Here is a 12329-nt window from a genome sequence, read left to right on the forward strand (position 1 = left end):
ATGTCCTCTTTTAAGGAAAGAAAAATTGCGAAGAAGAAGGAAGAAATTCTTCGCTCTGCCGCGGCTATTTTTGCTGAAAAGGGCTACCATGGTACAACTATGGAGGAAGTAGCAGCAAGGCTTCTAATGACAAAAGGCTCAATGTACTATTATTTTAAAAACAAAGATGATCTCCTCTTTCATTGTCATCAAATGATTATGGAAAAGAGTATTGGTCAAATGGAGGAGATCCTTAATAGTCCTCTGACATGGACGGAAAAATTAACGAACGCCATAAAGGCACATGTTCAGCTAGCTACTTCTGAAAAATCAATGTTCATGGTTATGGATAAGCCGAATCAACATTTCACAGATGAATATTTACAAGAGATTCTTGCTTCAAGAACGAAGTATGCTCAGTATTTCGACCGAATATTACTTGAAGGAATTCGATTAAAAGAGTTTCAGAATGTGGATGTAAAAATGGTCAGAATGATTATTCTAGGAGCTTTAAACTGGATCCAAGAATGGTACAGACCAGAGGGTGAGAAATCCAGTGAAGAAATTTCAAATGCATTTTCTGCCTATTTATTAAAAATTTTATTATGAGTTTAATAGCCCCCAAATGGGGGCTATTAAATTACTCTCTCTGACCATCAAATTTCAGGTCGAGCTTCGTTAGCAATTTATCAACAGAACCATTAAACCTAAAAAAATAGGGCATGTTCTCATCATTGAACACCATCAAATGCGGATTTTCGTATTCAGGAAAAATCACAATGACCTCACTAACTAAATCTTCCATCCATTGATTTTTCACCATAATAGCTGGGTCCAATGGAATTTTCACCATATACCCTTTTTGTGGAATTGGTTCTAATTCTCTATACAAGTCAGTTACACTTTGGATGATGGTTTCAGTCTCTTTGTGAATAACATTATTCATAGGAACTTTTTTGATAACTTTTCCCTTATTAATGTGAAAAATTTCGGCTTTTCCTTCAGCATGGGCTTGGACTTGTAGACTGAGTAAACAAATGAACGAGAGTATGACAATAGTGAAAATTTTTCTAGTCATCGATAACCACCTCATGACTAGTATATCCAAAAATTTCTAAAAAATAAGACTGCTGGTGTGTACCAGACAGTCCGAAATAATGATTTAGGATATTGAGTTTAATTCAGAAGATAAACGAAGAAATTCATCTTTGTTTCGTTCTTGTAAGGATTGGTCGATTTCCTCCCGTAGCTTCTCTTTTCTGTACTCCAGTAGAGACTCATTCAAAATCTGCTCGGCTAACACGGATAACTGTTCTGCGACTGTTGGCTCAGGTAACTTAAGCAAATCCTTATTCATTGGAAATCAACTCCCTATGCTTTTTAAAATTATATCATCAATTATCAAACAATTCAATCATTTTAAATTGGTGTTTTTTAACACATAGGTGGACAATTTCAAAAGATTACCGCTTCATTTAGATTGTAGGAGTTCCTTGATAAGACTCCCTCAGCTTGTATTTTAATACTTTACCAGACGCGTTCCTTGGAAGTTGCTCCATTTCATAAACAACTCTTGGAATTTTGTATCCAGCTAGCTCCTGACGGCAAAATAGCAACAAGTTTTCGTGCTCAATCTTCTTATTTTCTTTTGGAACAACGATAGCCGCAACCGTTTCTCCCCATACTTCATGTGGAATCCCTATAACCGCCGCCTCTAATATATCTGGATGCTTATAGAGAACTTGTTCTACCTCGGTGGAATAGACATTTTCCCCACCGGAGATAATCATATCCTTTTTCCGGTCAACAAGCGTGATGTACCCTTCCCCATCGATCGTGGCTAAATCCCCTGTATATAACCATCCATCTTTAAGTGTTTTCCTCGTTTCTTCAGTCTTCTTATAATATTCCTTCATAATGGTTTCGGCTTTAATGATAAATTCACCTACTTCCCCAGGCTTCACATCGCCCCCAGCTTCATCTACAATTCTAGCATCGGTAAAATGGTTGGCTCTTCCACTTACGCCAAATTTCGCTTTATGCCCTTCTGGGGTGAGGAATATACCACCTGGCCCCCCTTCAGTCAGACCACACAAATTAAAGAATTGATCAGTATTAAACATCTCCATCGATTTTTGTAAAGTCGCATTTGGCATTGGAGCAGCTCCATAACCTAAGCGTGTGACACTTGAAACGTCGAACATTCCTTTAGGGACTTGAAGAAAGAAGTTATACATAGTAGGTACTCCAAAAAAGAGTGAAATTTTGTGAGTAGAGATTATTTTTAGAGTTTCAACGGGATGAAAATCCTGCTGAACAACCTGTGTACTACCAAGGAAGGTACCAGATACTAAAAATAGATTCAGTTGAGCAGAATGGAATAATGGTGCAACATGAAGAAGGTTGTCCTCTGTACCAATTTTCATCGTAATCGTCATCATAAATGCTACATGAAGTACTCGATGATGATCTAATAAAACACCTTTTGGGAGACCAGTTGTGCCTGATGTATATAGAATTTCGGCATCGTCAGATTCTAATACCTCTAAATCAGGATTTGTTGTCAATGAGCTTTTGAAGTCAGCTAATCTAATTTGCTGCTCCTCTGCTTTTTCTCCAACAATAATCTGTAGCTGAAGCTTTTCATTTCCTTCTCGGGCCTTTGCAACTGTTTCGGCAAATTCCTCATCCACAAATACAAGAACGGAATCTGAATCGTCCAAAATATATCGAACCTCATGGGCTGTTAAGCGAAAATTGATAGGTACCGCTACAGCTCCTGCTTTTAGGATGCCATAGAAAACAAAAATAAACGCATCACTGTTTTTCATCATAATAGAAATCTTATCGCCCTTTTTCACCCCGTAATTGATAAGAGCATGAGCGATTCGATTCACCTCTTCGTTGAACTCTAAATACGTATGAATATTATTATTAAAAATGATAGCTGTTTTATTTGATTTACTTCGAGCGTTTCTTTCTAAGCTTTGAAAAAGATTCATAACATCCCTCCTCATCTTATTCCTTTTCCTAGTTAGACGAATATTTTGTTCTTTTTTTAACACATCCACGTTCGTGTTTAAGCGCTTACATTTTGATGATGTAAAATAATTTTTAGATAATTTCTAACCTCCTTCTATTTAAAAGCGCAGAAAATTCTTTCTATTATTCATTATATAGCCTAGTAACCTTTTAAACAACTAAGTTCCTAGCAATTCTTAAATATTGTCAAAATATTTAGCCCTTTAAACGATTAAGGTATTGCAATTATATTTTTTATGTAGTATTATTTTTTTAAATTTTAGAATTTTGTATAAAATCGTCTAGGATAAGGAGCAAGAAAGACACTTCTTCTTCAAGAGAGCCTGTGGTTGGTGCAAACAGGTGAAGAACACTTTCGACTCGCCTTTGAGACTTTCTTCTGAAACCTAAGTAAGAAGAAACGATTCACAATCGTTATTCTGTGAAGTTTAAGATATATCTTAACTTGCGAAGGCTGTGATCCGTGAGGAGCAGCAAATGAGGGTGGTACCACGAGTTATCTCGTCCCTCAATCGCAAGTTAAGTTTTTTTTATTTTCCCTTAAATATTTGCTGCTACATACTAATTAGGAGGTTTTAAAAGCATGAGTGAAAGAGTATATTTCTTTGATACGACATTAAGAGATGGTGAACAAACGCCAGGTGTAAATTTAAATCAAGAAGAAAAAGTCGAGATTGCCCTTCGTTTAGAGCAGTTAGGAATCGATGTTATTGAAGCAGGCTTTGCTGCTGCTTCACCTGGGGATGCAGCAGCCGTTCGTGCTGTTGCAAAAGCTGTCACAAAACCAATGGTCGTAAGTCTCGCTCGTGCTAATAAGGGAGATATCGATGCTGTCATTGAAGCTTTCAAGGGAATTGATAATACAGGAATACACGTGTTTATTGCAACCTCCCCTATCCATCGTGAAAAGAAATTGAACATGTCGAAGGAGCAAGTCATAAACAAAGCCATTGAATGTGTTTCCTATGCTGCACAACACTTTACACATGTTGAGTTTTCTTGCGAGGATGCAACCCGTTCTGAGCTTGAATTTTTACGGGAAATCTCTGAAAAAGTGATCGAAGCTGGCGCTACTGTTTTGAACTTCCCTGATACAGTAGGTTATACAACACCTGAAGAGTATTCAGAGCTTTTCCAATACATTCTTGAAAATACAAAGGGAGTAGAAAAAGTTATTTTGAGTTGCCATTGTCACGACGATCTTGGTCTTGCTGCAAGCAATAGTATTGCTGCAATTAAGGCTGGTGCCATGCAGGTTGAAGGCTGTGTCAATGGTATAGGAGAACGCGCTGGGAACGTCGCACTTGAAGAAGTAGCTGCATTACTCGAAACACGAAAAGATTACTATCAAAAAGACACTGGCATTGTCTTGAAGGAAATTGCTAAGACGAGCAAATTAATCAGCCGTTTAACAGGTGTTAGTGTTCCACCGAATAAGGCAGTCATCGGAAATAATGCCTTCACACATGCATCTGGCATCCATCAAGACGGCGTTATTAAAGATAAGTCAACCTATGAAATATTGAAGCCTGAAACAGTTGGATTCATGGAAACAAAGCTTGTACTTGGGAAGCTTTCCGGAAGAAATGCATTGAAGAAACGTTATGAAGAGCTTGGATATACGATTAGCCAAGAAGAATTGATCGATCTCTTTGCCAAATATAAGGATCTTGCAGATCGTAAAAAAGAAATTTTTGATGAGGATATTATTGCACTATTAGAGACGAAATCGGCAGCAGAACATCAAACGACATATACATTTAAAGACCTAAGCCTACAAGTATTACCGAACAAAAATTACCGAGCATTTGTTCATATCATACAAAAAGACGGTTCCATTATCGAAGGTATTGGCGAAGGAAACGGGCCGGTTGATGCAATCTACAAAGGAATTGATCAAGGTTTAAATATTGAGAACGATTTAATTGATTATAAAATAAAATCAATATCAAAAGGTAAGGATTCAATCGGTGAGGTTTTCGTAAAAATCAAGAGTGGTGACTCACTCTTCCAGGGTCGAGCAATTCATGTAGATATCATCTTTGCAAGTGCAAGTGCTTATATTGAAGCTATTAACCGACTAATTAGTATCCATCCAAAATATGCAGTTGCAGAAACAAAATAACAGAAGAGCCCAAAACCAAAATTTTGGGCTCTATACTTTGGTTCCTTACCCCTCTGCTATTTCTAAAAAGAAATCAAGTGAATCTGGATTACTTAAAGCACCTTTATTCACCGCTTTGTCAAATGGAACGCCTATGAGAATTTTCTTGATCGGTACTTCTAGCTTCTTGCCATTAAGTGTCCGTGGTACCTCTTTGATAACCATTATTTTATCAGGGACATGCCGTGGTGAACAATGCACTCGTACACGTTCTTTAATCGATTTATCGATTCCTTCATTAAAAGTGGTGCCTTTCTCTAAAACGATGAATAACAAAAGCCCACTGTCCTGTTCGTTACTCAAATCAATCACAAGGCTATCTTTTACTCCCTCAACCCCTTCTACTGCACTATAAATTTCACTTGTACCCATGCGGATACCACCGCGATTAATGGTTGAATCAGAGCGGCCATAAATTTGACAGCTGCCGGTAGACGTGACTTTAATCCAGTCTCCATGCCTCCAGACACCTGGATACATATCGAAATAACTGCTGAAATATCTTTCTCCTGACGTATCATTCCAGAAAAAGAGTGGCATTGATGGCATTGGCTCTGTTATCACTAACTCGCCTACCTCATCAATTACAGAATTTCCATTTTCATCAAAGCCTTCCACCTTTGCACCAAGCTCACGACATTGAATTTCACCTGCACGAACAGGTAAAATCGGTGCTCCACCGACAAATGCAGAGCAAATGTCCGTTCCACCACTAACAGAGGTGAGCCATAAATCTTTTTTCACATGCTCGTATACCCACGCAAAGCCCTCTGGGGGAAGTGGAGAGCCAGTCGAACCAATCGCTCGCAAATGGCTTAAATCAAAATGTGCAGGGGTAATTTTACTATTTATACAAGAGAGGATAAAACTTGCGCTTGTTCCGAACACGGTCATTTTTGTCTCCTCTGCAAACTTCCACAACGTATCAAGATTTGGGTAGCCAGGATTCCCATCAAATAATAGAATGGTTGACCCATTAAGGAGTCCGCCAACAACGATATTCCACATCATCCATCCAGTAGTTGTAAACCAAAAGAAACGGTCCCCTTCCTGTAGATTCATATGTAAGCTACATTGTTTTAAATGCTCCAGTAAAATACCGCCGTGCCCTTGTACAATTGCTTTTGGAAGTCCAGTTGTTCCTGAGGAATACAGAACCCATAATGGGTGGTCAAATGGAACTTGCTCAAAATAGAAGGAAGCACCCATATGAACGTTGATAAAGTCCTCCCACAACACAACATTTTCTAGCTGCTCTATTTCAGGCGACTCATTCAAATAAGGAAGTAAAATCGTTTTCTCTAAAGATGTAATCGCTTTCTGAATTTCGCACACTGTGTCAACTCGGTCGAAGTCCTTTCCTCCGTAACGATAACCATCTACTACGATTAAAATTTTCGGTTCAATTTGTTTGAAACGAGCAATCACAGTCGGACTTCCAAAATCCGGTGAACAGCTCGACCACACCGCTCCAATACTAGCACAAGCTAAAAATGCGATAGTTGCTTCAGGGATATTTGGTATGTAGGCAACTACTCGATCACCTGTCTTGATGCCACTCGCTTTAAGCCCCGCTGCAAAGGCCGCCACTTTATCCTCTAACGACTTCCAACTCATCGTTTGTAAAGGGCGTAATTCCGAACGAGAAATTATCGCATCTTCGGTCCCCTTACGATTACGGAATACTCGCTCAACATAGTTCAATCTTGCCCCTTCAAACCATTTTGCTCCAGGCATGGTTCGGTCTGACAACACTCGTAAATAAGGGGTTGACGATTGTATTTCGAAATACTCCCAAAGTGTTTCCCAGAATGATTCAATTTCTGTAACAGACCAAGACCATAGAGATTCATAGTTATCAAATTCCAGATTCTTTTTCTCCTTCAACCAATTCATGTAATCGACGAGTTGAGATTGCTCCTTAAAGCTTTCAGACGGCTCCCATAATAAACTTCCCTCTTTCACCAATTGTGTCAATCCGCTCATCCCCCTTTAAAATATATTTCAATTATATAATATTCTGAATTTAAGAACTATTAAATAATCAATAATTAAAACAGGAAATTAGAAGGAGAAAAAATATATTTAACATCATAACTTTAGTGAAAAAGACCAATTTCTATACTATAATGAATGGGTAAAAGGTATATTGGCATAATATATGATTAAAAGGAGAAACACCATGTTTACTAAGACCCTATCTAGGAAAATATTAAGTTTACTATTTCTTACAGCTATCCTCCCGCTTATTTTGGTCACGTCTATTACGTTTTTCCTTAATAGCAAGGGATTTTCAGATCTCAATCTTACGGAGTTGGAATCATCTCAAAATTCCATTTCAGCACAGTTCAAGATTGACTCAGATAAATTATTGGAGCTATCCAAAAAACATGCAACAAATCAGCAGCTTATTGAAGCTGTGAAGACTGGCGATCGTGAAAAAATCGCCTCCGCTACGAATGACATATTTACAAGATTACAAGAAGAACATGATTTAGAAATATTTGAAATAGGAAATTTAGATGGAGTGGTCCTTTATCGAGCTCACAATCCTGCTAAGCATGGTGACGACAAAAGTGATGATCCTGCTCTTCAGTTAGCTATGGAAGGAAAAGAAATCGCTGGTTTTGATATAGGTAGCTCTGGGTTGAACATACGCGCATTTGTCCCAATTCAAGAGAACGGTAAGACAATCGGGACACTACAAACTGGGCTAGATGACACATTTTTACAAAATATCATTAAAAGCGTTGATGGTGTTGGCATTAGTTTATATGACGACAAAGGTACAGCACTACTCACCACAGAAGAAGAAAATAATCACAAGATTAATAAAGCTATTTACGAACAAGTCTCTTCTGGTAAATCTATTACAGAAGAAAAAGGTGACTTTCTATATAGTTTTATGCCATTATTTGAACCTACAAATACTCATATTATAGGTATAATGGAAATCAAGGAAGACATTTCGAACGTAAATGCATTAACCAAAAAGAATCTGATAATAACAGTTATTGTTTTAGTAGGTACATTGTTAGCTGTCATTGTATTATCGATTTTATTTAGCAGAAGTATTACTAGACCTGTAAAACAGATTGTCACACAAATGAAAGAAATTTCGGAAGGAAATCTTGAAATAAGTCCGATCCACTACAACGGTAAAGATGAAATAAAGGCTCTTTCTGATTCTGTCATAGACATGAAGGATAAACTCCTCGTGATTATCGAAAGCGTAGCAAATGCTAGTAAACTAGTTAAAGGTCAAAGTGATCATCTAAATGAAGCAGCACACCAAGTAAAAGAAGGTAGTATTCAAATCGCTACTACAATGCAAGAATTATCTGCAGGGACTGAAAGCCAAGCACATCATACAACTGATTTAGCAGAAAAGATGGAGTTATTTAGAGACAAGATCAATAATGCCAATTCACATGGCGATGAAATTGCCGATAAGTCCAATTCTGTGCTCGTTAAAACTAAAGAAGGTACAACTTACATGCAAGCATCTGTATCTCAAATGTCAGTCATTGATAGTATTGTTCAAAACGCCATTTCAAAAGTAAATGGGCTCGACGAACAAGCTAAGCAAATCTCTTTATTAATTGAAATGATTCAAGATATAGCTAATCAAACAAATTTATTAGCACTTAACGCAGCAATTGAAGCCGCACGTGCTGGTGAACATGGCAAGGGATTTGCAGTTGTAGCAACTGAAGTACGTAAACTTGCAGAACAAGTTTCTGTATCAGTAAGTGATATTACAACGATCGTCACAAGTATCCAAGGTGAATCAGCGATAGTTGTTGAATCTCTATTAAATGGTTATGAGGAAGTGAATAAAGGAAAACGTCAAATCGAAACAACTGGAGAAACTTTTAATCAGATCGAGCAGGCTGTTACAGACATGGCTCATCGTATCCAAGATATTTCAACAAGCTTAAAAGACTTAAATCACACAAGCATCAGCATGACTCAATCAATTGAAGAAATCGCATCAATTTCTGAAGAATCTGCAGCAGGAGTGGAACAAGTAGCCGCTTCCGCCCAACAATCTAGCAGTTCGATGGAAGAAATCACAACTAGGGTTGAAGACTTATCTAAGACGGCTGAAGAATTATCCACACAAGTTAGTAGATTCCATTTTTAAAATCGAAAAGACAAGAGCGCTTTTGTTGCTCTTGTCTTTTTTAATGCCAATAGCCGCTGGCCAATGGACGTAAGATTTTAACAACAGTTTTTTTTCGTAAGAGAATAAACACTCTTTACGATAACAGCCCTTTGTAATCAACAATTTAGTTTCATGGGTGCTACACGCCTACCTATTAAAGCTTCGTATAATGCGGCTCATATCGAGGATTCACAAAATATGGCGGTCTAGTCGCAATTAGCGGCAATGAAAAAGGACGTGGATTGTGATTATATAAGACTCCTACCCGCTCATCTGATTGCTCAATTAACAAATATTTCACTTCTGGATTATATTCATAAACAGGCACTTAATCTCCCCCTTTAGTCATTACTACACCCTATTCCTCTACCTCACAAATGGAGCCGGTACAGTAGGCACTTTTTCAACGAGTCAACATAAAGTATTGAAAAATGGTTTTGAGGTGGATACTCTTGTCAAAAAATAATCCAAAACAAAATAAAGGCTCAAATTATCCAATGTATCCGAACTATGGAAAAATAACACGTTTTGAAGAAGTACCTTTAACAGTTCCTGAACAAAGACAATTTCGTCAGCCTGGAGAAGAAAAATATATGGTTCCCCGTCCTATCATCGAAAATCCAAATTATATAGGAACAGGAAAACTGGCTGATAAGGTTGCTTTAATCACTGGCGGAGATAGCGGTATGGGTGCAGCAGTCGCAATTGCTTTTGCAAAAGAAGGGGCCGATGTTGCGATCGCCTACCTAGATGAGGAAGAAGATGCAAACCGTACAAAGAGAAGAGTTGAAGAACTTGGGCGGCGCTGTCTCTTATTACCTGGTGATCTTAGAAAAAAAGAACATTGCATTTTCATCGTGGAGAAAACAGTAGAGGTATTTGGCCAGTTAGATATTTTGTGTAATCACGTAGGAATTCAATTTCATCAAAATAGTCTCCTTGATATTAGCGATGAGCAGTTTGATGACACCTTTAAAGTCAATATTTACTCTCACTTTTACACAACGAGGGCGGCTCTTCGATACTTAAAAGCTGGAAGCTCAATTATCAATACAGCTTCGGAGGTAGCTTATTATGGTAATGAACAACTAATTGATTATTCCGCGACAAAGGCTGCCAACGTTGGCTTTACACGTGCATTAGCGAATAATCTCGTTAAGGACGGGATACGTGTGAATGCTGTCGCACCTGGTAGAATGTGGACTCCGTTGATCCCTTCTAGCTTCTCAGCCGATCTTGTAAGTCAGGCAGGAAATCCGATGGATCGACAAGGTCAGCCTTTCGAAATTGCTCCAGCTTTTGTATTTCTCGCATCCGATGATTCTCGGTTTGTTACCGGTCAAGCCATCCATGTAAATGGCGGAAGGGTCATGTCTTCATAATTAAATTAAAACCGTTGATTATTTCTGAAAATTTTGATATATTTAATTCAGATAAATTTCGACATGTTTCTCGTGTAGGAAGGGGACCTTGAGGATGAGAAAACAATTCATTCGCATGCAAACTTTAATTAGCAACAACAAACAAGAAATTCTCACTGATAAAAAAGAAGTTGCTCGCATTGAACGTTTGATTGAAGATAAACACAACAAACGTCTTCAAACCAATAATCGATAATTTATAATAATATAAAAAGAAATGGCTCACATTTGTAAGCCGTTTCTTTTTTAGTTATCCTGCATTTCCTTAGCAATCAATCTATAGGACTGAATTTTATCTTGTGGAGAAAACGTTATCGTGACAATCATAATTTCATCTACATGATAAAGGGCCATCATTTGAACAAGCTTCTTCTTAACTTCGCTAGAATTTCCTATTATCATTTTGCTCTTCATTTGTTCAAGCTTCTCTTTTTCCTTCTCATTTAATGGATAATCCTTCGCTTCTTCAATGGAAGGCACACCTGAAGCTTCTCCCTTTCCCCTAGCAATTGACCAAATTAATGAGCTGAGCGCCAGTTCATGAGCTCTCTTGGTAGTCTCTGCACAATAGGCTGAAACAGTTAAAAGCACACTTGGAGAATGTTCGGGACTCCTCGGTTGAAAGTTCCTGCGATACTCTTGGATAATTTCGGACCCTTCATTTTCACTCATAAACTGACCAAACGCATAAGCCATACCATTTTTTGCAGCTAGGAGAGCACTTTTCTTACTCGTTCCTAAAAGCCATGGGACTGGGCATATCTCAGGCACTGGAACAGCTGTCAATTGGGAAAATTTATGGTCTGAAGGAAAATCTCGATGCAAAAAATGAAGCAACTCTTCTACTAGGGTTGGCATGTTCCACACCTGCTGAAGAAACTGGTCGTTCAATGCTTCTGTCGCTTCTGCAGAACCACCTGGAGCACGACCAATCCCAACATCAATCCTTCCTGGAAACAAGGTTGCTAGCGTATTGTATATTTCAGCCACCTTATATGGTTTGTAGTGTGGTAGGAGCACTGCGCCTGACCCAATTCGAATTTTATTTGTGTTTGCTCCAATGTAGCCTAGCATAACCTCTGGTGCTGAGCTTGTTAATCCAGGCAAATCATGATGTTCTGCTACCCAAAAACGTGTATATCCAAACTCTTCCGCAGCTTGTGCAAGTTTCATTGACGCTTGTAGAGCCTCTTGAGGAGATTGATTTTTAGAAATAGGTGCTTGATCTAAAATACTTAAATTCATAGTAGATTGATTCTCCTATTATCTAGCTTCTATTAATACCAATGAAAAGTCCCCTACTTGATTCGTTTCATAAAGATTTGTGATGGATGTGGAGTACTCTTGAATCTTGCCATGAAAGTTCAAGTTTTGTTGAGGGACTTCAACTTGAAAGTTCTCTTTATACAACAGTGTGGTTACTTCATGGTATTCTTCACTTTTAACATGAAATTTTACTGCAATTTTATGTTTACCTTTTTCTTTATGTACTTCATATGTATGTGCTTTGATTTTTCTTCCTTCTAATAAAATAACCACTTTCCATCTACCCCAT

The 12329-nt window shown here is 38.0% G+C and carries 12 protein-coding genes and 1 other annotated feature; of the genes, 5 read left to right on the forward strand and 7 right to left on the reverse strand.

The window, feature by feature from the left end; translation table 11 throughout:
• Entirely contained in the window at positions 1 to 588 is a 588-nt protein-coding gene (locus FA727_RS07780) for a TetR/AcrR family transcriptional regulator (protein WP_136830337.1), read from the forward strand.
• 31 nt (positions 589 to 619) lie between these two features.
• On the opposite strand, the gene FA727_RS07785 is transcribed toward FA727_RS07780, so the two are convergent.
• The 3 genes from FA727_RS07785 to FA727_RS07795 all read right to left on the reverse strand — a co-directional run bounded on the left by FA727_RS07785 (position 620) and on the right by FA727_RS07795 (position 2996).
• A complete protein-coding gene (locus FA727_RS07785; RefSeq protein WP_136830338.1) occupies positions 620 to 1057 on the reverse strand; it encodes a hypothetical protein in 438 nt (145 codons plus the stop codon).
• Positions 1058 to 1141: 84 nt separating this feature from the next.
• On the reverse strand, positions 1142 to 1336 hold the full coding sequence (locus FA727_RS07790; RefSeq protein ID WP_136830339.1) for an IDEAL domain-containing protein: 195 nt from the start codon (positions 1334 to 1336) through the stop codon (positions 1142 to 1144).
• Between the two features lie 118 nt (positions 1337 to 1454).
• Positions 1455 to 2996: a class I adenylate-forming enzyme family protein gene (locus FA727_RS07795; RefSeq protein ID WP_281280865.1), complete on the reverse strand. Its 1542-nt coding sequence runs from the start codon at positions 2994 to 2996 to the stop codon at positions 1455 to 1457.
• Positions 2997 to 3295: 299 nt separating this feature from the next.
• Positions 3296 to 3533 (forward strand) — a binding site (T-box leader).
• A 71-nt stretch (positions 3534 to 3604) separates the two neighbouring features.
• Here FA727_RS07795 and FA727_RS07800 point away from each other — a divergent pair.
• Entirely contained in the window at positions 3605 to 5146 is a 1542-nt protein-coding gene (locus FA727_RS07800) for a 2-isopropylmalate synthase (RefSeq protein ID WP_136830341.1), read from the forward strand.
• Positions 5147 to 5191: 45 nt separating this feature from the next.
• On the opposite strand, the gene FA727_RS07805 is transcribed toward FA727_RS07800, so the two are convergent.
• Positions 5192 to 7162 carry an acetoacetate--CoA ligase gene (locus tag FA727_RS07805; RefSeq protein ID WP_246041748.1) on the reverse strand — a complete coding sequence of 657 codons (1971 nt, stop codon included), beginning with the start codon at positions 7160 to 7162 and terminating at the stop codon, positions 5192 to 5194.
• Positions 7163 to 7367: 205 nt separating this feature from the next.
• Here FA727_RS07805 and FA727_RS07810 point away from each other — a divergent pair, with 205 nt between their 5' ends.
• Positions 7368 to 9332, forward strand: coding sequence for a methyl-accepting chemotaxis protein (locus FA727_RS07810; RefSeq protein ID WP_158318815.1), 1965 nt, complete (start codon positions 7368 to 7370; stop codon positions 9330 to 9332).
• 175 nt (positions 9333 to 9507) lie between these two features.
• On the opposite strand, the gene FA727_RS24385 is transcribed toward FA727_RS07810, so the two are convergent.
• Positions 9508 to 9681, reverse strand: coding sequence for a hypothetical protein (locus FA727_RS24385; RefSeq protein WP_170209248.1), 174 nt, complete (start codon positions 9679 to 9681; stop codon positions 9508 to 9510).
• 103 nt (positions 9682 to 9784) lie between these two features.
• On the opposite strand from FA727_RS24385, the gene FA727_RS07815 reads away from it, so the two are divergent.
• Together FA727_RS07815 and FA727_RS07820 are read left to right on the forward strand one after the other, a co-directional pair.
• Positions 9785 to 10735 carry an SDR family oxidoreductase gene (locus FA727_RS07815; RefSeq protein ID WP_136830344.1) on the forward strand — a complete coding sequence of 317 codons (951 nt, stop codon included), beginning with the start codon at positions 9785 to 9787 and terminating at the stop codon, positions 10733 to 10735.
• A 94-nt stretch (positions 10736 to 10829) separates the two neighbouring features.
• Positions 10830 to 10970: an FbpB family small basic protein gene (locus FA727_RS07820; RefSeq protein ID WP_126410516.1), complete on the forward strand. Its 141-nt coding sequence runs from the start codon at positions 10830 to 10832 to the stop codon at positions 10968 to 10970.
• A 50-nt stretch (positions 10971 to 11020) separates the two neighbouring features.
• On the opposite strand, the gene FA727_RS07825 is transcribed toward FA727_RS07820, so the two are convergent.
• Together FA727_RS07825 and FA727_RS07830 are read right to left on the reverse strand one after the other, a co-directional pair.
• The gene (locus tag FA727_RS07825; RefSeq protein ID WP_136830345.1) at positions 11021 to 12019 is read right to left on the reverse strand and encodes an LLM class flavin-dependent oxidoreductase; all 999 of its coding nucleotides are present in this window, start codon (positions 12017 to 12019) and stop codon (positions 11021 to 11023) included.
• 18 nt (positions 12020 to 12037) lie between these two features.
• Positions 12038 to 12313, reverse strand: a complete 276-nt coding sequence (locus tag FA727_RS07830; protein ID WP_136830346.1) for a DUF3219 family protein — start codon at positions 12311 to 12313, stop codon at positions 12038 to 12040.
• Between the last annotated feature and the right edge of the window lie 16 nt (positions 12314 to 12329).

Origin of the sequence: Robertmurraya kyonggiensis (genome assembly GCF_005116465.1) — a bacterium.
GTDB lineage: Bacteria > Bacillota > Bacilli > Bacillales > Cytobacillaceae > Robertmurraya > Robertmurraya kyonggiensis.

What these genes read in the sequence shown, in the direction of transcription:
- FA727_RS07795 (WP_281280865.1), bottom strand. Translation starts at nt 2,996, where the DNA reads ATGAGGAGGGATGTTATGAATCTTTTTCAAAGCTTAGAAAGAAACGCT.
- FA727_RS07800 (WP_136830341.1), top strand. Translation starts at nt 3,605, where the DNA reads ATGAGTGAAAGAGTATATTTCTTTGATACGACATTAAGAGATGGTGAA.
- FA727_RS07790 (WP_136830339.1), bottom strand. Translation starts at nt 1,336, where the DNA reads ATGAATAAGGATTTGCTTAAGTTACCTGAGCCAACAGTCGCAGAACAG.
- FA727_RS07825 (WP_136830345.1), bottom strand. Translation starts at nt 12,019, where the DNA reads ATGAATTTAAGTATTTTAGATCAAGCACCTATTTCTAAAAATCAATCT.
- FA727_RS07785 (WP_136830338.1), bottom strand. Translation starts at nt 1,057, where the DNA reads ATGACTAGAAAAATTTTCACTATTGTCATACTCTCGTTCATTTGTTTA.
- FA727_RS07820 (WP_126410516.1), top strand. Translation starts at nt 10,830, where the DNA reads ATGAGAAAACAATTCATTCGCATGCAAACTTTAATTAGCAACAACAAA.
- FA727_RS07815 (WP_136830344.1), top strand. Translation starts at nt 9,785, where the DNA reads ATGGTTTTGAGGTGGATACTCTTGTCAAAAAATAATCCAAAACAAAAT.
- FA727_RS07810 (WP_158318815.1), top strand. Translation starts at nt 7,368, where the DNA reads ATGTTTACTAAGACCCTATCTAGGAAAATATTAAGTTTACTATTTCTT.
- FA727_RS07780 (WP_136830337.1), top strand. Translation starts at nt 1, where the DNA reads ATGTCCTCTTTTAAGGAAAGAAAAATTGCGAAGAAGAAGGAAGAAATT.